At 32.5% G+C, this 23,220-nt stretch carries 23 protein-coding genes and 1 tRNA gene; 10 read left to right on the top strand and 14 right to left on the bottom strand.

Going from position 1 to position 23,220, the window contains the following annotated elements; genetic code table 11:
* The first annotated feature begins 33 nt into the window (after positions 1–33).
* Together AAHM80_RS01565 and AAHM80_RS01570 are read left to right on the top strand one after the other, a co-directional pair.
* Positions 34–1,587 carry a DHA2 family efflux MFS transporter permease subunit gene (locus tag AAHM80_RS01565; RefSeq protein ID WP_342260078.1) on the top strand — a complete coding sequence of 518 codons (1,554 nt, stop codon included), beginning with the start codon at positions 34–36 and terminating at the stop codon, positions 1,585–1,587.
* A complete protein-coding gene (locus AAHM80_RS01570) occupies positions 1,577–2,077 on the top strand; it encodes a Na+/H+ antiporter subunit E (protein WP_342260393.1) in 501 nt (166 codons plus the stop codon). Before AAHM80_RS01565 ends, AAHM80_RS01570 begins: the two co-directional genes overlap by 11 nt.
* Positions 2,078–2,144: 67 nt before the next feature.
* On the opposite strand, the gene AAHM80_RS01575 is transcribed toward AAHM80_RS01570, so the two are convergent.
* The 9 genes from AAHM80_RS01575 to AAHM80_RS01615 all read right to left on the bottom strand — a co-directional run bounded on the left by AAHM80_RS01575 (position 2,145) and on the right by AAHM80_RS01615 (position 10,795).
* Positions 2,145–2,648 (bottom strand): RNA pyrophosphohydrolase, encoded by a 504-nt coding sequence (locus tag AAHM80_RS01575; RefSeq protein WP_342260079.1) that lies wholly within the window; start codon positions 2,646–2,648, stop codon positions 2,145–2,147.
* Between the two features lie 373 nt (positions 2,649–3,021).
* Entirely contained in the window at positions 3,022–3,963 is a 942-nt protein-coding gene (locus AAHM80_RS01580) for an IS110 family transposase (RefSeq protein WP_342259457.1), read from the bottom strand.
* Between the two features lie 217 nt (positions 3,964–4,180).
* A complete protein-coding gene (locus tag AAHM80_RS01585) occupies positions 4,181–5,539 on the bottom strand; it encodes a PleD family two-component system response regulator (RefSeq protein WP_341748317.1) in 1,359 nt (452 codons plus the stop codon).
* Between the two features lie 317 nt (positions 5,540–5,856).
* Entirely contained in the window at positions 5,857–6,684 is an 828-nt protein-coding gene (locus AAHM80_RS01590) for an LpxI family protein (protein WP_342260080.1), read from the bottom strand.
* 1 nt (position 6,685) lies between these two features.
* Positions 6,686–7,504, bottom strand: a complete 819-nt coding sequence (lpxA, locus tag AAHM80_RS01595; protein ID WP_341751114.1) for an acyl-ACP--UDP-N-acetylglucosamine O-acyltransferase — start codon at positions 7,502–7,504, stop codon at positions 6,686–6,688.
* Between the two features lie 2 nt (positions 7,505–7,506).
* Complete coding sequence (gene fabZ, locus AAHM80_RS01600; protein WP_342260081.1) at positions 7,507–7,941, bottom strand: 3-hydroxyacyl-ACP dehydratase FabZ; 435 nt, start codon at positions 7,939–7,941, stop codon at positions 7,507–7,509.
* The gene (gene lpxD, locus AAHM80_RS01605; RefSeq protein ID WP_342260082.1) at positions 7,931–8,959 is read right to left on the bottom strand and encodes a UDP-3-O-(3-hydroxymyristoyl)glucosamine N-acyltransferase; all 1,029 of its coding nucleotides are present in this window, start codon (positions 8,957–8,959) and stop codon (positions 7,931–7,933) included. Before lpxD ends, fabZ begins: the two co-directional genes overlap by 11 nt.
* Before the next feature lie 157 nt (positions 8,960–9,116).
* Positions 9,117–9,192 (bottom strand) — tRNA-Phe (locus AAHM80_RS01610).
* A gap of 97 nt (positions 9,193–9,289) precedes the next feature.
* Positions 9,290–10,795 (bottom strand): Npt1/Npt2 family nucleotide transporter, encoded by a 1,506-nt coding sequence (locus tag AAHM80_RS01615; RefSeq protein ID WP_342260083.1) that lies wholly within the window; start codon positions 10,793–10,795, stop codon positions 9,290–9,292.
* 890 nt (positions 10,796–11,685) lie between these two features.
* Between AAHM80_RS01615 and AAHM80_RS01620 the strand changes: the two genes are divergently transcribed.
* From AAHM80_RS01620 to AAHM80_RS01655, 8 genes are all read left to right on the top strand, one after another.
* Positions 11,686–12,048, top strand: a complete 363-nt coding sequence (locus AAHM80_RS01620) for a dihydroneopterin aldolase (RefSeq protein ID WP_410521517.1) — start codon at positions 11,686–11,688, stop codon at positions 12,046–12,048.
* Positions 12,048–13,316 carry a dihydropteroate synthase gene (folP, locus tag AAHM80_RS01625; protein WP_342260084.1) on the top strand — a complete coding sequence of 423 codons (1,269 nt, stop codon included), beginning with the start codon at positions 12,048–12,050 and terminating at the stop codon, positions 13,314–13,316. Before AAHM80_RS01620 ends, folP begins: the two co-directional genes overlap by 1 nt.
* A 4-nt stretch (positions 13,317–13,320) precedes the next feature.
* On the top strand, positions 13,321–13,842 hold the full coding sequence (locus AAHM80_RS01630; RefSeq protein WP_342260085.1) for a dihydrofolate reductase: 522 nt from the start codon (positions 13,321–13,323) through the stop codon (positions 13,840–13,842).
* Positions 13,830–14,492 carry a CADD family putative folate metabolism protein gene (locus tag AAHM80_RS01635; protein WP_341755221.1) on the top strand — a complete coding sequence of 221 codons (663 nt, stop codon included), beginning with the start codon at positions 13,830–13,832 and terminating at the stop codon, positions 14,490–14,492. Before AAHM80_RS01630 ends, AAHM80_RS01635 begins: the two co-directional genes overlap by 13 nt.
* Positions 14,473–15,204: a coenzyme F420-0:L-glutamate ligase gene (locus AAHM80_RS01640; RefSeq protein WP_342260086.1), complete on the top strand. Its 732-nt coding sequence runs from the start codon at positions 14,473–14,475 to the stop codon at positions 15,202–15,204. Before AAHM80_RS01635 ends, AAHM80_RS01640 begins: the two co-directional genes overlap by 20 nt.
* A gap of 89 nt (positions 15,205–15,293) precedes the next feature.
* Positions 15,294–16,289, top strand: a complete 996-nt coding sequence (locus tag AAHM80_RS01645; protein WP_342260087.1) for an Mrp/NBP35 family ATP-binding protein — start codon at positions 15,294–15,296, stop codon at positions 16,287–16,289.
* Positions 16,290–16,355: 66 nt separating this feature from the next.
* The gene (lipA, locus tag AAHM80_RS01650) at positions 16,356–17,267 is read left to right on the top strand and encodes a lipoyl synthase (protein WP_342260088.1); all 912 of its coding nucleotides are present in this window, start codon (positions 16,356–16,358) and stop codon (positions 17,265–17,267) included.
* Positions 17,268–17,276: 9 nt separating this feature from the next.
* Positions 17,277–17,834 carry a phospholipase D family protein gene (locus AAHM80_RS01655; protein WP_342260089.1) on the top strand — a complete coding sequence of 186 codons (558 nt, stop codon included), beginning with the start codon at positions 17,277–17,279 and terminating at the stop codon, positions 17,832–17,834.
* A gap of 38 nt (positions 17,835–17,872) precedes the next feature.
* Here the strand turns inward: AAHM80_RS01655 and AAHM80_RS01660 are convergent, their stop codons facing one another.
* The 5 genes from AAHM80_RS01660 to AAHM80_RS01680 all read right to left on the bottom strand — a co-directional run bounded on the left by AAHM80_RS01660 (position 17,873) and on the right by AAHM80_RS01680 (position 23,005).
* Positions 17,873–18,913, bottom strand: coding sequence for an HlyD family secretion protein (locus tag AAHM80_RS01660; RefSeq protein ID WP_342260090.1), 1,041 nt, complete (start codon positions 18,911–18,913; stop codon positions 17,873–17,875).
* 245 nt (positions 18,914–19,158) lie between these two features.
* The gene (gene truA, locus AAHM80_RS01665; RefSeq protein WP_341751124.1) at positions 19,159–19,914 is read right to left on the bottom strand and encodes a tRNA pseudouridine(38-40) synthase TruA; all 756 of its coding nucleotides are present in this window, start codon (positions 19,912–19,914) and stop codon (positions 19,159–19,161) included.
* 15 nt (positions 19,915–19,929) lie between these two features.
* Positions 19,930–20,595, bottom strand: a complete 666-nt coding sequence (locus AAHM80_RS01670; RefSeq protein WP_341751125.1) for an ABC transporter ATP-binding protein — start codon at positions 20,593–20,595, stop codon at positions 19,930–19,932.
* Positions 20,588–21,835, bottom strand: a complete 1,248-nt coding sequence (locus AAHM80_RS01675) for a lipoprotein-releasing ABC transporter permease subunit (protein WP_341755225.1) — start codon at positions 21,833–21,835, stop codon at positions 20,588–20,590. Before AAHM80_RS01675 ends, AAHM80_RS01670 begins: the two co-directional genes overlap by 8 nt.
* Positions 21,836–23,005, bottom strand: a complete 1,170-nt coding sequence (locus AAHM80_RS01680) for an MFS transporter (RefSeq protein WP_342260091.1) — start codon at positions 23,003–23,005, stop codon at positions 21,836–21,838.
* Positions 23,006–23,220: the final 215 nt, after the last annotated feature.

Raw genomic sequence — 23,220 nt, forward strand, 5'->3', positions numbered from 1 at the left:
TAAGTTATATGCTATAATTATAGCTTATTTTCTATGCAACAAGACCTTGCTCCTCCACTATCAAATAAGCAGTTACTTGCATTCTTTGCAATGATAGTGGGAATGTTTATGGCAGTGTTGGATATTCAAATTGTTGCCAGTTCTTTATCAGTCATTGCAGCCGGTCTTTCTGCTTCTAGTGATGAATTATCTTGGGTTCAAACATCATATCTTATAGCAGAAGTGATTATAATACCAATAACCGGTTTTACAGCCAAGCTTCTCTCCACTAGAATTTCTTATTTTATTGCTGCTCTTGGTTTTACCGTTATGAGTATTCTATGTTCTCTAGCCAGCAATATAGAAACAATGATTATTTTTAGAGCTTTACAAGGATTTTTTGGTGGAGCAATGATACCAACTGTTTTTAGTACAATATTTATAATTTTTCCTGCCTCAAAACGCCCCGTAGTTACTGTGATAGTAGGATTAGTCGTAACAATAGCCCCAACACTTGGACCAACACTTGGTGGTTACATTACTGAAAACTTATCTTGGCATTTTATGTTTTTACTCAATGTAATACCTGGTATTTTTGTTTGTGTGGTCGTATATTTATACGCTGATTTTGATCAACCTAATTACAATTTGCTCAAGAATTTTGATTTTGTTGGCATTATTTTATTGACTGTTACTCTTGCTTCTTTGCAATATGTTTTAGAAGAAGGAAATAAGAAAGGTTGGATAGAAGATAATTTGATATTATTCCTTATCATACTAATTGTTGTTGGATTTATTATGCTAGTTATTAGAGAACTGACATTTATTAATCCAATCTTAGATTTAACAACTTTTGCTAACAAAAATTTTACCTTTGGTTGTATCTACTCTTTTGTCATAGGTATAGGATTGTATGGTGCAGTCTATTTATTACCTTTATTTTTATTTACAATAGCTGGTTTTAATACTGTACAAATTGGTTTCACCATGATGGTTACTGGTATAGCACAATTTCTGTCAGCTCCACTTGCAGGAAAAATGCTTAGTTCTGGATTAGATTTAAGAATTATTTTGGCTATCGGTCTAGCTACGTTTAGTTTAGGTTGCTACCTAAATAGTTTTTTAACAGCAGATGCTAAATTTGCCGAATTTTTTTTACCACAATTTATTAGGGGACTGGCGATGATGTTTTGCTTTTTACCTACTAATAATATTGCTTTAGGCAGTATGAGTAAAGACAAGGTGGGGAATGCTAGTGGGTTGTATAATCTTACTCGTAATCTTGGAGGAGCTGTTGGTCTTGCAGTTATTAGCACCCTTCTTACAGATAAAACTAAGATTTTTAGCCAATATTTAAATGAGAATATTTCTTCCACTTCACCCTCTATTCTAATGAAATTACAATTTCTAGGACAATTATTGGATGGTAAAGTGGTTGATCCAGAAAAGGCTTCGTATTTTTGGTTAGCCAGTAATATAAATAAGGAAGCATTTGTAATTGCGATAAATAGCATTTTTGGTATTATAAGTGCATTATTTTTTGTGGTAATGATCTTTCTACCGTTTACATCAACTGTTAAAGGTGGAGGAAAGTATGATGCACACTAAAATCTTTACTTTAATTACTTTGTTATTGGTGTTGTTTGGTCTAACAGGAGTACCTAATGATATTTTTGCATTGTTGGTTTTCTTGATTATCCCCAGTATATCTTATCTTGTGGCAATAAAACTCAATTTGATCCCTGATAGGATCTATTTAAATTATCGTTCTATATTATATTTTATTTGGTTAATTAAAGAAATAGTTGTATCTAGCTTAGGAGTAATGAAGATCATATGGCGTAGAAATCTTAATCTACAGCCAGTCTTTGAGTGGATTAATTCAGAACAAAAAAACGATACAAGTCTTGTAATATATGGTAATTCTATTACTCTTACACCAGGAACTGTAACACTTAACATATCAAATGGTATGTTATTAGTTCATGCTCTAGAACAATCATCCATCGACAATCTAAAATTTGGTAATTTTACTATGAGTAAAAGAGTTCAGCACATTTCAAAGAACAACTATAGTCAATTCAGGAGAATTGGATAGCAGGAACGATGGAGCGAAGCCTATAGATAATAGGCGAGCGATCGAAGACGACATCACCAAATTCTCATCAATTGACTATATCATGAACGATAGGGGCGAATTCCTTAACTACAGCTTTATAAAGCTTGCGTTTAAAGGGAATTATAATTGATAATAACTCATCAAACTTAGCCCAACGCCATTCCTCAAACTCTGGGTTATGAGTATTAATATTAATATCTTCGTTAGTACCGGTAAACCTAATTAGAAACCATTTTTGTTTTTGACCTCGGAAATTACCACCCCATAATTTAGGTATTAAAATTTTAGGTACATCATAACTATACCAATATTTGCTTTCTGCAATAATATAACCTTTATTACAACCTATCTCTTCGAACATTTCTCTAAGGGCAGCAACACTAGGTGTTTCTCCTAGATCTATACCACCTTGAGGCATTTGCCAAGCTGCTATTTTGGTATCTATTCTTTTACCAACAAATACTCTATTAGCACTATCTATTATCATCATGCCTACACTTGGCCTATATGGCAATTCACGATAACATTTACAAATAGTTTCATTTTTCATGATTTTAGGTTTTTATATGAAAGGTAGACTTCTTTAAGAACTACCATCTCATAAGCTAATTTTACAATAGACCTTTTTCAAAACTCTACTTCTGCTGGTGATTTGCACGTCGATGCGGCACTCGAATCCGTAACGGAATTAGAGTATACTCAAATGATTTGAAGAATTGTTTTTTGAAAATATCATGGATTCGCATGCTCATGTACTATATGTACACTCCGCTTGCTCACCATTCATTTTCAAATCCAATTCTTCAAATCATTTGAGTATACGCTGCGGTTCGAGGTGAAGCGTCTCCTTCACACCCTTGCGCATAAGCGAGTTTCGAAAGAGCAATTATCTTTTATCTAAATTTTATAAAAATAGATAAATATTATTTAATAACAAAAACACGTTTTTGTTGAATAAGTTTATGGCACACTTCAAGTAACTTACGCATACAAGCAACTATCGCAACTTTCTTAGGTTTAAAATTATTAACAAGCCTATCATATAAAATTTTTAAATATTGGAAACCATTCTTACCAGCTAATACTGCCATGTATAAAGCATCTCTAGGTATTTTCCTGCCTCCTCGAATAAATCTTCGTCCTTGCTTATTACCACTATCACGAGCATATGGAGCTATACCAACAATTGATGACAATTCATTGCTACTATAATTTTTATCCCCTAATTCAGGTACAAAACTAATTAGTTTTGTAGCTAAACATTTACCAATACCAGGTACAGTCTCTAATATTTTTACCTTCTCTTTTAACTCTTCTGACTCATCTATTGTTTTGTTTAACTTTTTATCAAGCTCAGCTATTTCATTCTGTAAAAATTTAATGAGCTTTTCTATACTCTCTTTATCAATACCATCAATGCTATGATGTAGTCTTTTCTTTTCATTGCTAAGCATTAATACTAAATCTTCTCGTCTTTGTTGACATCTCTTCAAAGTCTCTGATTCAACTTGATATATATAATTCGCTGAAAGCTGCATCTTATCCGCATAATATGCTAATTTAAATGCATCCTTCCTATCAGTTTTACACAAATTCACCGATTTACTAAAAGAATTAAAACTATATGTATTGACCTTATGTATTTGTTGGTTATTATTATCCAGCTTTTGACAAATCTCAGCTTCGTATCCTCCAGTAGGTTCACATATTATTAGCTTAATCTCTTGCTCTTTTGCTAATTTAATCATCTCTTCATGACCAGCTGCATCATTGGCAAAACGATGATATTTAGGTTTATCTCTTGTATTATATACACATATATCAAGCCAGTTTTTACTTACGTCTAGACCTATTATTTTATTCATGATATAATCTCCTTCTTCTTATTGTGCAAGGCTGCTCTTTTTAAGACCACCTTCTGCAATTTGTTCAAGGTAAACTACCAAAAAGAGGGTACTTATTCTCTTAGCGACTATTTTAGTCAAGGTCTATTCAAGTCACCCTCTTTAATTACTTATAACACATTCTTAAGATATAAGGTCTAATAAGTCTAGTATACCTGATTAGTCTTCATTTGTGTATCTAAATTATTCTTATCACTTTATTTCTTCCGTCCTCCTTTGCTTGATACAGAGCTTTATCGGTACGTTCTATAAAATCACTAATAGATTCCCCAATTTTGTATTCAGTTACTCCTATGGAGATAGTTTTCTTAATAGGGTCTTTTTGCGTTTTAACTTTAAAATCGATAGACTCCACTCTTGTTCTTGCCCGCTGCGCTATATACATAGCTTCGTCAATCGTTATGTCATTTAAAAGGATAGCAAATTCCTCTCCGCCATATCTAGCAACCAAGTCTGTAACCCTAAAAATACTCTTCAGAACATTAGCAATGGTTTTTAGCACTATGTCTCCTGCTTGATGACCATAAGTGTCATTAACTTGCTTAAAATGATCAATATCACACATAAGTAAGCATAAAGGTCTTTTACTATCAGTAGATTTTTTTACCATTTGCTTTATGTGTGTATCAAAATAATGACGATTAAATATGCCTGTCAAACCATCTTTGATCGACAAATTTACGCTTAACTCTAAATCATTGCGTAAAGTATCTTGGTAATGTTTTCTTTTCAATTGAGTTCTGATTCTAGCTAATAGCTCGTTTTTGTCTACTGGGTATGTAAAATAATCATTAATACCCAGCTCTAAACCTTTGATAACTATCGATGTATTTTCTTCTTCAGCTTGTAATATGAGTACCGTATCATGGAATTTAGCATCAGACCGTAGCATCACGCTTATTCTTAAAGGATCTCCTTGCTCTAATTGGCAGCTGATAATTACTAAATCCGGGGTATATTCGCTATCTTTCTCTAATTCATTAATATCAGATATTATTTTGATATTGGGGGTAAGGCTTAGAAGCATTTTATTTATGTTTCTTGCCTGCACTATATCATCGTTAACTAAAAGTATTTTACTATCTGAAAAATTATCTTTTACCTCTATAACGTCACCACCTAATTCAGCATTAGTAGTGTTTCTAAGCTTGAGTTCATCAATAACCGCCTTCATTCTAGCAAGAGATCGTACCCTTGCAAAAAGAGCAGTGTCATCAATAGGTTTTGTTAAGAATTCATCAGCTCCAGCTTCAAGACCTTTTATGCGATCCTCAGTATCAGAAAGAGCCGTAACCATAATCACTGGTATATGAATAGTGTAAGGATTAGACTTAATTCGTTTACAGATTTCAAATCCATCTATATTAGGCATCATGGCGTCAAGTAATACAATATCAATTCTATTAAGGGCAAGAACATCCAATGCATCTTTGCCGTTATTGGCAGTAAAGACTGTGTAATATTCTCCTAAAAGTTTAGCTTCCAGTAATTTAACATTTGATTCTATATCATCAACTACTAGTACATTGGCTGTCATAAAGTAATATATTTTTCTACAGACTCTTCAAATCCTTACACATAAGTGAATTTTGTAATAGGTCTCATGTTTCTTGGAAGAATTTTTTTTTTATTTTAGCATGAATTTCTCATAGCACTAAGTAATATTACTCAAATAATTTGAAGAAGATGTTTCAAAGATCAATAAAATTTGGTATAATAGCCTAGAAATTATCATTTATACGCGAAAGAATTTTATTCTGAATTTTTTGTACTGTTTTGTCAAGAAAATCAGTTACTACAATTTTATAGTAGGGGTTGTAAGATAAAATTTATTACCCTAATTCTTTAGATACACTAAATAAGTTTAATAAAAAGTCCGCATTCATTAGCGAGTTCAATAGTTCTTTCTATCTCTAGAATAATCACTTTATCTTTTTGTATGGCTAACCCTTTATAACCATAATTAGCTAAGTTACTTATTGTCTTTGCTCCTATTGTAGGTATATCAATTCTAGTATCTTGACCTTTCTTCATCATTTTAATAAGTACACCACCTGTAGAATTTTTACGTAAATATGAACATCTTTCTATTAAATTATCTGTACCCTCAGCCGCTTCAATACCTATAATATACCCATTATCAACAATTACTGACTGTCCTACATCAAGATATCCGATACTATCTAATAGCTTTATCCCCAGTTCGATATCTGTATTATCTATTCTAGATGGAACAGCTATGGTCATAACATCATTATTTGTTCTTAATATTTCATAACTAGAAACTACTTTAAACCCTTTTTCTTCTAGGAAATCTGTTACTATACTAAGAAGTTTATCATCTCCTAAAAATTTTTGTTTCAATATGCGTGCAAGTAACCTTGATCCCATTAAATCTACTTTAATTGATCGCAAATTAGGACGATTTACACTACCAGCAAAAATTATATTTTTTACATCATACTTACGAAAATATTCAATTATTGGCTTAACCATACCGATTTTAAAAAATTGGTGGGTAAAATCCTGATACAATACCGGATTTGCTTCTCCCTCCAAAGCTGCGATATAACATTGCCCGCCTTGCTTAAGGAAACTATTGGCGAGTGAAATTGGCAATAAGCCATTTCCTGCTATAATTCCAACTATACTCTTTTGCTTTAAAGGGTATATTTGCAACATTTTACTTACTTACCTTATCATGTTCAACTTGTCTTGGCTGGCAAAATGCTCTACTAATATCCTGTTTTATAAAAGTGATAATTTGTTCTACAATAGGATTACCTTTATATTGCTTTAAAACTATCTCAATTCTATCAGTAAAAATACCTTCGCCAATAAAAATCTCATCTACGGCTTTTATAGTATCAAGCGTTTCCTGATTATCAAAGCCACGTCTTTTCATCCCAACTAAGTTTATTCCTTCAAGAAATGCCCTTTCATTTGTAGCTAGCCCAAATGGAATCACATCTTTGCTCACTGCAGACATACCACCCACCATCGAATGTTGTCCTATACGTACGAATTGCAGAACAGCAGAAAGTCCTCCTATAATGGCATAATCATCAACTTTAACGTGACCAGCTAGGCTAACATAGTTAGCAAGAATTACATTATTACCCACAATACAATCATGTGCTATATGCACTCCAACCATCAATAAACAATTATTACCTACAGAGGTAACCATACCACCACCTTTACTACCGGCTTGAATAGTGACATATTCTCTAATAGTATTATTATTACCTATGATAACCTCTGACTCTTCTCCCTCATACTTAAGTATTTGAGGGGGCTGACCAATAGAAGCAAATGGATATATAACTGTATTAGCACCAATTTTTGTTTTTCCCTCTATAACTACGTGTGATTTTAACTCAATATTATCTGCCAAAACCACATCCGACCCAACAGTACAAAAAGGACCGATTCTGACATTTGCACCAATCGAAGCCTTTGGATCTACTATGGCAGTTACGTGTATAGCTGATAAGGTCATTGTTAATTCCTATTTTTAACCATTGCAGTAAATTTGCTCTCTGCAACTATCTGATCATTAACTTTGCTGTTACTTGAAAATTTCCAAACAGAGCCTCTATTTTGTTCTATTTTAGCATAAATATGTAATGTATCACCTGGCTCAACAACTTTACGAAATTTTGCCTCTTCAATAGTCATAAAGAAAACATCTTTATCTTTGAAATCCATTGATTTGGCTACTAAAATAGCAGATAATTGAGCCATAGCCTCAATAATTAGCACACCAGGCATTACTGGTTTTGTGGGAAAATGACCAGTAAATTGCGGCTCATTAAAAGTGATATTCTTGATACCAACAATAGACTCATGAAGCTTAAATTCTAGTACCTTATCTATTAATAAAAATGGATAACGATGAGGTAGCATTTCCATTATTTCTATAATATTAATTTTCATCTATATCCCGTTTTTTTGTGAGCTGTTTCATAATTACTGATTGTTTATGCCAATCTCTAATAGGTACGGCAGGGAATCCACCAACTGTTACTCCTGATTCAACATCTTTTATAACACCGGCTTTTGCTGCTACTTGCACTTTATCGCCTAGCACTATATGTCCAGATAATCCCGCCTGTCCTCCAAGAGCACAATATGCTCCTATTGTAGTGCTACCTGATATACCGACTTGGGCGACAATAATCGACCCCCTTCCTATTATAGCATTATGTCCTATCTGCACTAAGTTATCTATTCTACATAAATCTCCTATCACCGTATCATTCATTGATCCTCTATCAATAGTAGTATTACTACCTATTTCAACATTATTACCTATTTTTACCATACCAGTGTGGAAAATCTTTTTATGAATCCCTTTATCTGTTGCAAAACCAAAGCCATCTTGTCCAATCCTTGCTCCCGGTAATATTACCACATCATCACCTATTATACTGTAACTTATTGAAACATTTGAGTATATTAACGCTCTGTTACCTATTACTACTCCATAGTCTATAAAAGTCCCAGATTCTATAACACAATTATCACCTATTACAGCATGAGCTTCAATAACAACATTATGTCCTATATAACAATTACTTCCTATAGTGGCAGAATCCGAAATATAGGCAGATGGCATAATTTTGTTAGGATAAGTTTTTGCTTTACTATAAAATAGATCCACTAATTTTGCATAAAAGAAATATGAATTCTTTACTCTTAATAATATTGTTCCATTATTAGATTCTTGTAAAAAATTCTCTGGAACTATGCAGCATGAAGCTTTAGTGTTTTGGAATTGAGTAATATATTTGATATTACTTAAAAAACTTATATCACCAACATCAGCCTCTTCTAATGACTTAACATTATGGATTAACAAATCATTTGAGTATACTATCTCAGCACCTATTAATTTTACAATTTCTGATAATTTATAAGGAGCAGATTTTTTATAAAAACGTGAGTTTATCATGGTTATTTAATTTTATAAAATAATGGCAACAGTATAAACGCCAGTTAGAAAATACTCAAGTTTTCTTACAATAATTTGTATTTCAGAATATTGTTCATTATTGTATAATAGTTATTATACAATCTAGAAGTATAGTATAAGAGATTTATCATAGAGATGGTGGCTAGAGCCGGGATCGAACCGGCGACACAAGGATTTTCAGTCCTTTGCTCTACCAACTGAGCTATCTAGCCGCATGAACAGACCTATTGTACCCCCATTTGGGATAAGAATTGACAAATTCTTATCCCAAATTCGCGTTGTAGTCCCATAAATCTAATTTCGTTACAACTAACTTTTGGATTTGACATCAGATATCTGAGCTTGATATTCCTTATTAAGTCCTTTAATTGCATATAGCCACAATATTACGATAACAAAAAATATACTAGCAAAATAAGGCGTAGCCTCAACAAAAGTAAAAGTAGGAAGCAAAATAAAGAACGTTGACTGGATGATACCCCCTCCAGATTTACCGAATCTACCACCTATAACTTCTACTGCCGCTTGACCTTTTGTTCTAAGATCCTTATCAAGAGGGATATATGCCATATTCTTGGTAGCATCAAATAGTGAGTATTTTGTTGCCTTACTTAAAATATTTTGAATCATCCCAATCATCACTGCTACTGCCAAAGGTCCAGAAGCGAATAGACCAGTAACATACATCGCAATAGTGCTATCAAAGAAAATAAAAGCAAAAAAAGCAACCCCAGTAATTAACATCATCAAAGGAGTAATCATAGCGGCGATAAACCAAGAAACCCTTCTTAAAATGTTAGAACCAACAATCATAAACAATATAGCTGCCACACCTTGCCAAGCCTGGAACTGCCCCATATACATAGTATATTCTTCTTTAGTTGGATATAGTTGCTGAATTTTTGACTTCCATACACCTTCTACAAGATTTACTGACACCCCATAACATATAATTAGTAAGGCAATAAGCCCTAAATATTTTGAGCTAAAAATCATTTTAAAGCTTTCCATAAGAGATAGCTTAACCTTGCTTTTCTTATTGCTAGCTTTACTTGTTGGATCATATAAAGTAGGATCGGTTAAAACATGCTTATTCATCCATCTATACAATAACATGATAACTACAGCACTACCCATCATAATAAGAAGCAGTGGGGTAAATTTTAAATGTTCTGAAACTATTTGAGTTTCTTTGCTTAAAAAATAACCAAGTATTAATGCAGTAACTGGTAAAGATAAATTTGCTAACATACCAAACATAGAATAAAAGCGTTTCGCCTCTTCAGTTTTAGTAATTTGGTTAGCAAATTGCCAAAATAATAAGCTAAGCATCATACTTCCCCAAAGTTCGGATATAGCATAAAAAATTGCAAAACTCCACTTACCAACTACCCTAATAAACCACTTAAAATTTGGATATGCAATACTTAATGCATCAATTGTTTCAGGATTAGGATGTACCAACTCTGGATATGGATATAATACAAAAGTAAACAGCACAAAATATGCTAGAAAAAAACTGGTCACAGTGTAAAAAACATTTTCTGCTTTTAAAAGATCACAAAGCTTTACATAAGCAACCATAAGCAGTATTGCCATTGGTAAAACTACATAAGTTTTTACAAAACTTATCGATTCAGGACCAATAGCTGTTACTACAAACCCGTCTTTTATTGATCTAAGAGTAGAATAGTTAAGCAAAATGCAAAACATCATAGCCGCCATAGGCAAGAATTTCTTATTTTCATGCCCTTCAATTGGCCAAACTACTCTTCTTATTTCTGAGAAATAACTATTATCTTTCACTTTATCCATACTGTTTTATTATCATTATAAGTCAGTGGACTTATACAGATATATACAAGAAAAGTCAAACGAAATGATTATTTTTTGCTAGATAGATATAATTATAGGTTCTTATATCTTAAAAACATATTATAAGTAGTTATAAGAGGGTGACTTGATAAGAGCTAGACTGAAATAGTCGTGCATAGAATAAGTACCCTCTTATCGTTAAGTTTGCTTTGAACAAATTGTGGAAGATGTTGCAATGCAGTAGTCTTGTACAATAAGATGAAGGAAATTATACTATAGAATAAAATAATAGGTCTAGATGTAATACCAATTCCCAAAATTAATTTATTCTGAGGAATTTGAAGGAGACACGGAACACACAACCGCAGCATACAAAATATACTCTATTAACTCCTTATCATTATTATGTACAACCAAAATAAAGTCGAGTAATCCACTCCAGTTACCTGTAGTTGATACGGAGTAGAGACCATTCAAAAGCATGGGCAAAGCTAAATTTTGCTAAAAAATATGCCTAGCTTTTTATAGTAACTGATAAATTGCTTTTATATGTCTGACAATACTAAGATTTACCAATTTAAAGTACATTTTAAAGATATAAGTCCAATGATTTGGCGTAGATTTCTAATTCAAATTTAGCTTTGTCCATGCTTTTGAATAGTCTCCAATTGCCAATTTGACTGCTGATTCTTTAAATTCGGTCGAATAAACCTTTGGTTTGCTATTAGTCATTTTTGTACTTCCTTTCTGTTAATCTTTCTGTTAATATTGTCTCGTATTAACTGTCCGGAAAACTGTTGACAGAACAATTTTTTCATAATACATTTAATCAGTAAAATGAGGTTATATTCAATAAAAATATTTTTAAGCTTTCTATTATAGATTTTCGTATTTGGGTTCATCTTGGATGTACTGAGGAAGAGAAGGTTCATCCCCAAATGGTTAGTTTCAATATTGACTTGTGTTTTAAGGTGTGTCCTCAAGGTGCTTATACAGATAATCTAAAGGATGTTGTTTGTTATCTTAAGATAGTTGAGTTAATTACCGTTTTTTGTCAAGGAAAGTGCTTTAATGTTGTTGAGCATTTGACAGAATCTATTTATAAGGCAATTTTTGATTACTTAAATTCATTCCAACATCTAATCCAATCAATTAAAATTGAGACTCGTAAAGTTTCTCCTCCTGTACCCAACATTCATGGGGGTATTACTTATAACACATTCTTAAGATATAAGAACCTAGAGGATGCGTGATGATTTATATAAGCTTGGGATCAAATTTAGGTAATCGCCTTGATAATTTATGGGAATCTGTTAACTTAATTAGGAAATATTGTTTATCAAATATTAGATGTTCTATAATCCTTGAAACTAAGGCAATTTTACCATGCAGCGCTTCTGCTGACTGGGATAAGCCATTTTTAAATATGATAGTTGCTGGAGAAACAAACTTATCACCAACAGAATTATTGCAATCATTGCAAAATATAGAAGTAACTATAGGACGTCCTAGAAAGTATGAACTATGGGCTCCACGTATTATTGATTTAGATATTTTGTTTTATAACGATCTAATTATAAATACAGAATATCTTATTATTCCCCATCCTAAACTGGAAAATCGTGATTTCCTCAAACATCTATTAGCATTAATGGGTAAAGAGCCGTGGAAATTCCAACCAAGTATAGAGAACTCTTTTATAAAAAGCTCTGTTTTAAATCCTCGGTTGGTAGGAATCGTTAATATAACTAAGGATTCTTTTTCAGATGGCGGAAATTTTTATGAAACAAATAGAGCTATAGAACAAGTGATAAAGCTTGTAGAAGATGGAGCTAGCGTTATTGAAATTGGTACTCAATCAACAAGGCCTAAGGCAACTATTCAACCTATTGAATCTGAATATGCTAAGTTAGATGAAGTGTTAGGGGAACTTGCACCTATTATTGCTGATAAAAAGATCGATATAAGTGTTGATACACTACATCCTTTTATTGCTGTAAATCTTATAGAAAAATATCATATAAGATGGATTAATGATGTTGGTGGAGGATTTGATGATAACACATTAAGGGCTATAGCAAAAGCTGGTTGCAAATTTTGTCTTATGCACTCTATTACTATTCCACCAAGCAAAAATCAGATTATACCTTTAAACGTCAAGCCAATTGATTATATGATTCAATGGGGCAAGTGTGCTATACAAAGACTTACTAAGCTTGGATTTACTTTAGAGAATATAGTTCTAGATCCTGGTATAGGGTTTGGCAAAACGGCTTATCAAAATATTGAAATATTAAGAAGTATAGATCAGCTTAAAACCTTAGATTCCTTGATAATGATAGGTCATTCTAGAAAGTCATATATTCATGCTTTTTCTGAAGAATCCCATGCTTATGCTAGAGACATAGAAACAATTGGAGTTTCCTTGGCTATTAAAGATAAAGTAGATTTTTTACGAGTACATAATGTGAAAGATCATATGAAGGCTTTGGTTGCCTATCACTCATCTAATAACGAGTAATGGCATGATAAGCAAACAATCTAGATCTATTATAGGAATCATGGCAGCAACAAAAGATGGGGTCATAGGTTGTAATAATGCCTTACCATGGTATTATCCAGGTGAGATCAAGCATTTTAGAGCTACTACCCACAATAGTATAGTTATTATGGGGCGTAATACTTATCAATCTATGCCGAAAACACTATTTATAGACAGGCAGGCCTTTGTTTTATCTAATGATAACAACTTACAATTAAATGATACTAAAGTTTTTACCTCTCTACAAAAATGTTTAGAACATCTTAAAGAATCGAAAACTAACGATAAGATTTTTATGATCGGAGGGAGGCAAATAGCTCATTTATTTCTAGAACATAATTTAATTTCTTCCTTTATTCTTACAGAAATACATAAATTATATTCTGGTGATGTATATTTGGATCTTCGGTATTTTAGCAGGTGGACAAGATATATACTAAAGAAATCAAATGATTATACAATTTATCTATTAAAAAACCCTGAGGAGGTTTCATGGAATTTATAAATAATTTAGATGATGTATTGGAAAAATGGTCTTTACTTAAACATCCATTTTATCAAGCTTGGAATAATGGTATTTTGAATAAGAATACACTGAACGTTTATGCTCAAGAATATTATCATCATGTTGCTGCTTTTCCTAGATATATCAGTCAGATTCACGCTTTATGTGTTGATATCCAGGCAAGACAAGTCTTATTAGAGAATTTGGTTGATGAAGAACAAGGGGACAATAATCATCCGGAGCTATGGTTACGTTTTATTGAAGGATTAGGGGGTTCTCGAGATGATGATAAGAATCCAAAATTTGAGTCAACAAAAAGATTGGTTAATGGTTTTTTTGAGTTAACTCAAACAGATTATCCTACTGGACTTGGAGCCTTATATGCTTATGAAAGACAAACTCCAACAGTATCAAAAGTCAAGATTGATGGTCTGAAAAAACATTATAATATTCACAATCAAAGAACCTTAGAATTTTTCGTTGTCCATGCAAAAACTGATATATGGCATACCAATGAACTTATTAAGCTGATTAACAAACTTAATAGCATAGAACAAAAACAAGTACATTATGGAGCTGTGAAGGGGGCTAAATTACTCTGGCAATTTCTTGATGGGATGGAAGGGTTATATGCAAATTCATGCCATTAAGACTCATAAAATCCAATATGGTGAGTCATTACAAACTATATTGACTCAGTATATTGCAGATTTAAAAGAAGGTGATGTTGTAGCTATAACTTCAAAAGTAATTAGTGTATTAGAGGGAAGGTTTGTTAAAAAAGGTGATATTGATAAATATACATTAATTCTACAAGAGGCAGATCAAATATTAGAGACAGAAGAAAATAGGTATAATATTTACTTAACTATAAAAAATGGCTTACTAATTCCCTCTGCTGGTATTGATGAATCTAATGTCGATGGTGTTTATGTATTATATCCTCAAGATGTTCAGAAAACAGCCTATTGGATTTGGCAATATTTACGCAATAAACATAATATTCGCGATCTGGGAATTGTTATAACCGATAGTCATACAACTATTATGAGACGAGGTGTAACTGGAATTGCTCTTGGTTGGTGTGGTTTTAGCCCCGTATATTCCTATATTGGTAAGCATGATATTTATAATCAATCTTTAAATGTCACACAAATTAATATATTAGATTCATTAGCAGGAGCAGCTGTTTTTGTTATGGGAGAAGGCAATGAGCAAACCCCTATCACTATTATTAAGCATGCTCCCCGTTTGACCTTTCTTGACAGACCTCCATCGGAAGAAGAAAAACTTAGCATTGTCATTAGTATGGAAGAAGATTTATATGGTCCATTATTAAAATCGGCGAAATGGGTGGGTTAAAAAGCGTGCAATAATGATCCGGTAAATGGATTAATGTGCGTTGAAAAATAAGATTATTAACGGTAAGAGCTTCATTTTACTTAAAAACGATGATTGATATAAACCAACAACAAATACTAAATAAAATTTCAGATATCACTTTTAGTGACAATACAAAATTAGTCAGTATTATATCTAATATTATAATTAAGGATAAAAATATTGGGTTTGCCATTGATATTCTTGGTAAAGATTCCAAGGAAATCGATAAAATAAAAATTAAAGCTATTAATAAATTAAATGAAATACCTAATATTGGGAAAATAACTATAGTTTTAACTAGTAGCAAAGGTGTAGCTAAAAAATCAACTAATCCAAAAGTTAAGCATTTCATTGACGGAGTAAAGAAGATAATATTGGTGGCATCCGGTAAAGGGGGAGTTGGTAAATCTACTATAACAGCATTGATAGCGGAGCAATTAAATCTTGAAGGGTATAAGGTGGGAATAGTGGATGCTGATATTTATGGTCCGTCAATTCCGCAAATATTTGGTATTAGTGGTGTACCTGAAATAGTGTATAATAAAGTGACCCCTTTAAAATCGCGGGGTATTGAAATTATTTCTATTGGATTTCTTATTAAGGATAATTCAGCTATTGTTTGGCGTGGTCCAATTGCCAGCAAGACCATTTATCAACTATTATCTCTCACCCATTGGCAGGAGTTAGATTATTTAATTATTGACATGCCTCCTGGTACTGGTGATATTCACTTGAGTATTTTAGAAAATTATCAATTAGATGGAGTAATAATAGTAACTACTCCACAAAAAATGGCTGCAATAGATGTCGTTAGATCGATTGATTTATACAGAAAATTTAACCTACCAATTTTAGGTATTATAGAAAATATGAGCTATTTAGTTGAACCAAGTTCGGGAAAGAAAATTCAGATATTTAACGGTAATAGTGGAGAAAATTTTGCCAAAGAATATAATATACCTTTAATCTGTAAGATTCCTATTGAACCCAAATTATCTTACAACTGTGATAACAGCACTAGCCTTACAGATATAGTTAAACTACCAATAAAACAATTTGTTTAATGATATACTAAAATGATTTGAATATAAAATTCATAAAAAAGCAGACCATAAATAAAGCAGGATTATATGTCAAACATAATCAAGATAGAAGAAGCTCAACCCCTTAAAAGACCTGATTGGATAAAGGTTAAAGCACCAAATTCATATCAATATCATGATACAAGAAAACTAATTGAGAGTTTAAAATTAAATACAGTTTGTCAAGAAGCTGCTTGCCCTAATATAGGGGAATGTTGGGCAAAAAAACATGCTACAGTTATGATTTTGGGATCTGTCTGTACTCGTGCTTGTAGATTTTGTAATGTTAAAACTGGTCGTCCCGATTTACTCGATCCGCATGAGCCACAAAGATTAGCTCAAGCTGTGATGAAATTAGGGCTTGAACATGTAGTAATTACTTCAGTTGATCGAGATGACTTAGATGATGGTGGGGCTGAGCATTTTGCCAATTGTATAAAGGAAATAAGACTAGTTGCTCCTAATACCACAATTGAAGTTCTAACCCCAGATTTTCTTAAGAAAGATGGGGCAGCTGAAATAGTGGTATTAGCAAAACCTGACGTTTATAATCATAATGTAGAGACAGTGCCTTCTCTATACAAAACTATCAGACCAGGAGCGAGATACTATAATTCATTAAGTCTTTTGCATAATGTAAAAAAATTAGACTCTGAGATTTTTACTAAATCAGGTATGATGGTTGGTCTTGGAGAAACAAACGATGAAATTATACAAGTAATGGATGATTTAAGGGAAGCTAAAGTTGATTTTCTAACTATAGGACAATATTTACAGCCAACCAAAAACCATGCAGCAGTTGCTAGATATGTTCCCCTAGAAGAATTTAAATATTTTGAAAGAGTAGCAAGGGTTAAAGGGTTTTTGATGGTTTCCGCCAGTCCATTAACCCGTTCTTCTTATCATGCTGGTGATGATTTCCAAAAATTAAAGGGGGCTAAGACCTTGGTTTCGGCATAGTATAAGAAAATGAAAAAACTACCTAAAAAGCTTAATTTACACATAATAATATCGTTCTTACTCGGCATTACTATAGGGATAGGATATAATGAGGTACGAGAAACAGCTTCTTGGCACAGTTTTCATACCGAAACTGATAATTTAAATGTTTGTTTTACCCCGCCATCCGGCTGCGGATCATTAATAGCAAAAGAAATATCCAAGGCTAAGGATAGTATTTATGTTCAAGCATTTGGTTTAACTTCGCAAAATATAGTGGAACAACTAATTAAAGCTAAGCAAAACGGTGTTCAAATAAGGGTATTATTGGATCGTAGTAACTTACACGATAGATATTCTAAAATACATGAATTAAAACGGGCTGGTATTGATGTTTCAATAGATAAAGTACCAGGTATTGCTCACAACAAAGTTATGATCATTGATAAAAGTAAGGTGATTACCGGTAGCTTTAATTTTACCAATGCAGCTGATAATAGAAATGCCGAAAACGTATTATTAATAGAGAATAGCGATATTGCAGCAACTTATTTGCAAAGCTGGTTTAGTCGTCGAGCAAAAAATTAATTAATTGAGGTATACTCGAATGATTCTGCGAATTTGGGTTAATTAGTTCTGACCGAAACTATAGCAGACATTCCTGGTATCAAATTACTAGTAATATCTTTAGGAGTCTCAAAATCTATTAGCACAGGAATTCGTTGAACAATCTTAGTAAAGTTACCAGTTGCATTATCAGTCGGAATTAGACTAAATTTTGAGCCGGTAGCTGGTGATATATTACGTATTCTGCCGTATATGATCTTTTTTGGTAAAGAATCAAACTGTAATTTAACTTTTTGCTTTGGTTGCAATTTTGCAATTTGCGTCTCTTTAAAATTAGCTTTTACATACATTTGTTCATCCTGCACAACAAAAAATAATACTCTCCCTGGATTAATAAAATTACCTACCTGCAAGCTACTATTTGCTATTATTCCGTTAACTGGGGCTATAATTTGGGTATTTACTAAACTTCTAGCTACTATATTTTTATCTTCCAGTAACCCTTTCATTTTTTCTTCCTCAGCAGTTTTCTGTAAAGCTAAAAGTAGTAAGTTCTGCTGTGCAATTTGCAAGTTTAACTTTGCCTGATTATAATCAGTCTTTGCTTTAGTAAAAGACATTTTAGATTCATCTAATGTCTTTTTACTAGCAAATTTTTCTTTGTTAAGTTCTTGAGTTCTTATATAATCAATTGAGTTAATCTCCAAATTAGTACTAGCAGAATCAACAACCTCTTGACAAAGCTCTAAACTAATTTGAGCTATTAAAGTCTTTTGTTCTATGATTTCTATATTTTTAATAGATGCCTTAATAGAAGCTTCCAGTGAAGCAAGACGCGACTTATAATCCTGATCATCGATCTCAGCAATAAGATCACCTTTTTTTACCCTCATATTATCTGAAATAAATACATTCTTAATCACTCCATTAATCTCAGAGCTAACGTTGGATATGTCAGCCTCAATATACGCGTTATCAGTCGATTCTGTATGACTCCAAATATAAATATGATAAGCTAGGTAGACGACTATTACGCCAAACAAAATCAGAAAATATTTAGCAAATGGATGAGACTTATATTGTTCAAAGATTTTTAACATAAATTAACCTCAGTTTGATATAATAAATTAATAGTAACCTCAAGTAATCATCGCCATTAGGGGTGATGTCCACAACTGTTGAAAGTTAAAAAACCGTCATTACAAGTTACCCACCAAAAATAAATTTTTAGGTACAAAAAAAATGACAAATGGTATAAAAAGTGTTAGCAACCTAGAGACCGTCGAGGCAATAGTGCCGAAAGAGCCTGATTGCGAGTTTAGTACGCAGAAGCTCCATACATGAGTTAATAGTCAACTCTAAGAAAATACAACCCACATGCTGGAGCTTTTATACCTGCTGCCTCTCTTTTTTTAGCATCCAAAGCTTTTTGTATATCACCTTCCTGCCATATATTGCGTCCAACTAATACTAAACTACCAACAATATTTCGAACCATATGATGTAAAAAAGATCGAGCAGAAACATATATTTTTATATCGTTGTTTTCTTGTGTAATAACTAACTTAGATAAGGTTTTTATAGGTGACTTTGCTTGGCAATATTTACCTCTAAATGAGCTAAAATCATGATTTCCTATGAGATAGAAAGCTCCATATTTCATTGCTTCAACATCAAGAGGTTGTTTTATCCACCAAGCACGATTTAAATCTATTATCACTTGACTAGGTCTATTAATAATTCTATATACATAATGACGTTCTACAGCAGAAAATCTTGCATGAAAATCTCCGTCGACTAGAATACAATCAACTACCCCTATATGATAAGATCTTACAAAATAGTTAATAGCCTGTATAACTTTATAGGGCTGCATATATTTCACTAAATCGAAATGTGCTACTTGCCCTAAAGCATGAACCCCTGCATCAGTCCTGCCAGCTCCATGAACCACTACTTTTTCACCAGTAAATTTGTATATACCATCTTCCAGTATTTGTTGAATAGATATAGCATTACACTGCCTTTGCCAACCAACAAAAGCAGTTCCTAAATATTCAATGGTAATTTTATACCTATAAAAATCTACTAGTTGATTCATGAATTTATTTACCGCCTATTTCAGCTCTCCATACTGCAATTCATACACTCTATGCATCTTATGTGCCATTTCATGATTATGAGTTACCACAATAATAGAGGTATGTTGTTGTTTGGCGGTTTTAAGTAATAAGTTAAAAACCTCATTAGCAGTATTAGGATCTAGATTACCAGTAGGTTCATCAGCTAAAATAATTTTAGGATTATTAATTAAGCTACGAGCGATAGCTACTCTTTGTTGCTCTCCACCAGATAGCTCACCCGGCATATTATGTATTTTATTGGCTAGTCCTAACTCTGATAATAGCTCTTCTGCCTTCTTAAGAGTTAATTTATAACTATCGCCAGCAATTAATTTTGGCATTGCTACATTCTCTAAGGCAGTAAAATCTTTGAGTAAATGATGTTGTTGATAGACAAAGCCTATATTACGCAGTCTTATTATATGAGCATGATTTTGGCAATAGTTTGTTGACTCTATCTGCACCTCTCCATTATTTGGGGTATCAAGTAGACCAGCTATATGCAGTAAAGTTGATTTACCGCTACCAGAAGAGCCTATTATGGCAACTAGTTCTCCTTGCATTACAGTTAAGTTAACATTACTTAATACTTCAATAATAGATTTTCCCTGCTTATATTTTTTAGAAATATTTTTTAACATTAATACAGCTTTATTCATAACGCAAGGCATCCACAGGATTTAACTTAGCAGCTTTATATGAAGGATAAATTGTTGCACAAAAACATAAAACTATAGAGATAGTTGATACTAATATAACATCTTCTAATCTTACCTCTGACGGTAGAGTGTATAAAAAATAAATCGCTGCTTCAAAAATTTTAGTACCGGTTACTTTCTCCAAGATATTTCTAATAGACTGGATATTATAAGCAAAGCTTGTACCCAATATGATACCTAAAATCGTACCGAGCAAACCTATAAACATACCATTACAAATAAAAATAAGCATAATCTGCCTAGTACTTGCACCAATAGTACGAAGCACTGCAATATCTGAAGTCTTATCTTTAACTAACATAAACAAGCTAGACACGATGTTAAAGGCTGCTACCATAATAATCAAAGAGAGAATAGTAAACATTGCTATCCTTTCAACAGCTAAAGCATTTAGAAACTGTAAATGTGATTTCTGCCAACTTGTCACTCGTAATTTTGATCCTAAAAGATTTTGTATCTCCCAAGCATAAATTCCCGCGTTACTCGGTTCTATCGTTATTACTTCGATTAGATTAATAACTTCCTTGAAAGACAGAAAATTTTGGGCAGCAATAAGTGGCATTAAAATAGTTGCTGAATCATAATCATACATACCGCTAGTGAAAGTAGCCACAACCCTGAATTCTTTAGATCTAGGCATACTACCAAAAGCAGTAGAAATTGAATTGGGAGAAATTAATTTTATTTTTGTACCCGCTTGAACTCCTAGGTTACTAGCAAGTTCATTACCAACTGCTACCACATCTGTACCAAAAAAATCGGTAAAATCTCCAGTATTAACATTCTGTAAAATTTGATTTTTATATTTGAGTTCAGTTAAATCTATACCTTTAATTATAGCACCACTATTCATTCTTTTACCTAGTGCAAGAGCTTGACCGACAATGCTTGGAGAAATATGTTTTATATAATTCTGACTAATTAATTTTTTGTTAATTTCATCATAATTTGCGATAGAACGTGATACTGGTGTTATGCTAATGTCACCATTAAGACCAATAATGTTTTTAGTCAGTTCATAATGAAAACCGTTCATAACGGACATAACCACTATCAATGCAGCAACACCGATAGTTACACCCATCAAAGAAACACCAGCAATAATAGAAACAAATCGCTCATTCTTCTTAGCTCTAAAATATCGAACTGCTATTTTTAGAATAAAATTATCTTTTATCATTTATTTAGGTTCATCAAATATTCTATCTACTTGCAATAATTTATAACAACTAATCAATGCTATAACTGTAGTGATACACATAACAATTGCTAATGACTTAAAAGTACCATGATAAAAATAACTAACCAACTGCAAACATAATGCGGTAACAATCAATCTTCCTGATACCAATACAGCAGTAATCCTGCCTTTAGCATTTGGTATAATCTCTATCGCCAAAGGCCATAAAATATTACAAGGGAATATCATACCAATAGCCACTAGTTGTGTTACTATGGTTATGGTTAATGGATCATTAGTCTTGCATATCACCAAAACTATAGCGGCAATTATAAAAGCTACAAGTGCTAAAATACTAAAGAAAAAACATTTTTTTTGTCCAAAATTCTTCAATAAATAACCACTGCTAAAGCTTACAGCTGAAAATACTGCAGCCATTGCTCCCTGATAAAAACCAAATTCTTGAATAGACACTCCTATATCTCGCATATACAAGATAGGAGAGATACCAATAAAAATCCAATAACCTTGAAAAAGCATTAATAAGGTTATTATATAATAAATAGCTTTTCTCGATTTAAAGACCAAGCCATACTCTTTTAGAGATATTTCAACATTATAATTTACCTGCCCTTTGGGAATAAATAATAGACCGATTATCAAACAAAATATCCCAAATATTAACAGTATAGCAAAATTACCTCGCCAACTAAGCAAAAAATTTACATAACTTCCTATTACCGGTGCAAAAGCCATGGCTAAACTAACTGCACCATTTAAAGTCCCCATCATTTTTTGTTGTTGCTTAACCGAATATAAATCAGCAAGTACTACATAACCCAACACGGCCACCCCAGATATACCAATTCCTTGCAGAAATCTACCAAATAGTACCATGTAATAATTAGAGCCAAATACACAAAAGATACTACCAACAACAAATATTATAAGACCTATAATAATAATTAACTTCCTGCCAAACCTATCTCCTAAATTTCCTACTATCAAGGAAGTAACACAGTGGGCTATGAGATTTATTCCTAATAGAAATTCTACCTTAAAAGTAGAAAGATTAAAGGTATCTTGTAAGTTTGGAAAACTAGGGACAAATAAATCCACTTCAGCCCCAACTAAAACTTCCATAATTAAAATAGTAATAAACAAATTCATAAAAATATATATACTCCTTGCAAATGAAGAGTTGATAAACAACAAGGCAATCTAAACGTCATAATCAACAGTTAATATAAACATAAGCAAAGCTACCTGCTAACCACCTGCTTTTTTGTCTAAATTTTCTAGTCCATTATATACTTAAACTTCACAATTTGTAATACTTACTCTATAACTCCTTAATATTCAATCTTAATGTTCAATACTAACTT

The sequence above is a fragment of the Candidatus Tisiphia endosymbiont of Metellina segmentata genome (assembly GCF_964030715.1).
GTDB lineage: Bacteria > Pseudomonadota > Alphaproteobacteria > Rickettsiales > Rickettsiaceae > Tisiphia.

Excerpts from the sequence above, each read along its gene's own strand:
- AAHM80_RS01565 (WP_342260078.1), top strand. The coding sequence starts at position 34 with ATGCAACAAGACCTTGCTCCTCCACTATCAAATAAGCAGTTACTTGCA.
- AAHM80_RS01570 (WP_342260393.1), top strand. The coding sequence starts at position 1,577 with ATGCACACTAAAATCTTTACTTTAATTACTTTGTTATTGGTGTTGTTT.
- AAHM80_RS01575 (WP_342260079.1), bottom strand. The coding sequence starts at position 2,648 with ATGAAAAATGAAACTATTTGTAAATGTTATCGTGAATTGCCATATAGG.
- AAHM80_RS01580 (WP_342259457.1), bottom strand. The coding sequence starts at position 3,963 with ATGAATAAAATAATAGGTCTAGACGTAAGTAAAAACTGGCTTGATATA.
- AAHM80_RS01585 (WP_341748317.1), bottom strand. The coding sequence starts at position 5,539 with ATGACAGCCAATGTACTAGTAGTTGATGATATAGAATCAAATGTTAAA.
- AAHM80_RS01590 (WP_342260080.1), bottom strand. The coding sequence starts at position 6,684 with ATGTTGCAAATATACCCTTTAAAGCAAAAGAGTATAGTTGGAATTATA.
- lpxA (WP_341751114.1), bottom strand. The coding sequence starts at position 7,504 with ATGACCTTATCAGCTATACACGTAACTGCCATAGTAGATCCAAAGGCT.
- fabZ (WP_342260081.1), bottom strand. The coding sequence starts at position 7,941 with ATGAAAATTAATATTATAGAAATAATGGAAATGCTACCTCATCGTTAT.
- lpxD (WP_342260082.1), bottom strand. The coding sequence starts at position 8,959 with ATGATAAACTCACGTTTTTATAAAAAATCTGCTCCTTATAAATTATCA.
- AAHM80_RS01615 (WP_342260083.1), bottom strand. The coding sequence starts at position 10,795 with ATGGATAAAGTGAAAGATAATAGTTATTTCTCAGAAATAAGAAGAGTA.
- folP (WP_342260084.1), top strand. The coding sequence starts at position 12,048 with ATGATTTATATAAGCTTGGGATCAAATTTAGGTAATCGCCTTGATAAT.
- AAHM80_RS01630 (WP_342260085.1), top strand. The coding sequence starts at position 13,321 with ATGATAAGCAAACAATCTAGATCTATTATAGGAATCATGGCAGCAACA.
- AAHM80_RS01635 (WP_341755221.1), top strand. The coding sequence starts at position 13,830 with ATGGAATTTATAAATAATTTAGATGATGTATTGGAAAAATGGTCTTTA.
- AAHM80_RS01640 (WP_342260086.1), top strand. The coding sequence starts at position 14,473 with ATGCAAATTCATGCCATTAAGACTCATAAAATCCAATATGGTGAGTCA.
- AAHM80_RS01645 (WP_342260087.1), top strand. The coding sequence starts at position 15,294 with ATGATTGATATAAACCAACAACAAATACTAAATAAAATTTCAGATATC.
- lipA (WP_342260088.1), top strand. The coding sequence starts at position 16,356 with ATGTCAAACATAATCAAGATAGAAGAAGCTCAACCCCTTAAAAGACCT.
- AAHM80_RS01655 (WP_342260089.1), top strand. The coding sequence starts at position 17,277 with ATGAAAAAACTACCTAAAAAGCTTAATTTACACATAATAATATCGTTC.
- AAHM80_RS01660 (WP_342260090.1), bottom strand. The coding sequence starts at position 18,913 with ATGTTAAAAATCTTTGAACAATATAAGTCTCATCCATTTGCTAAATAT.
- truA (WP_341751124.1), bottom strand. The coding sequence starts at position 19,914 with ATGAATCAACTAGTAGATTTTTATAGGTATAAAATTACCATTGAATAT.
- AAHM80_RS01670 (WP_341751125.1), bottom strand. The coding sequence starts at position 20,595 with ATGAATAAAGCTGTATTAATGTTAAAAAATATTTCTAAAAAATATAAG.
- AAHM80_RS01675 (WP_341755225.1), bottom strand. The coding sequence starts at position 21,835 with ATGATAAAAGATAATTTTATTCTAAAAATAGCAGTTCGATATTTTAGA.
- AAHM80_RS01680 (WP_342260091.1), bottom strand. The coding sequence starts at position 23,005 with ATGAATTTGTTTATTACTATTTTAATTATGGAAGTTTTAGTTGGGGCT.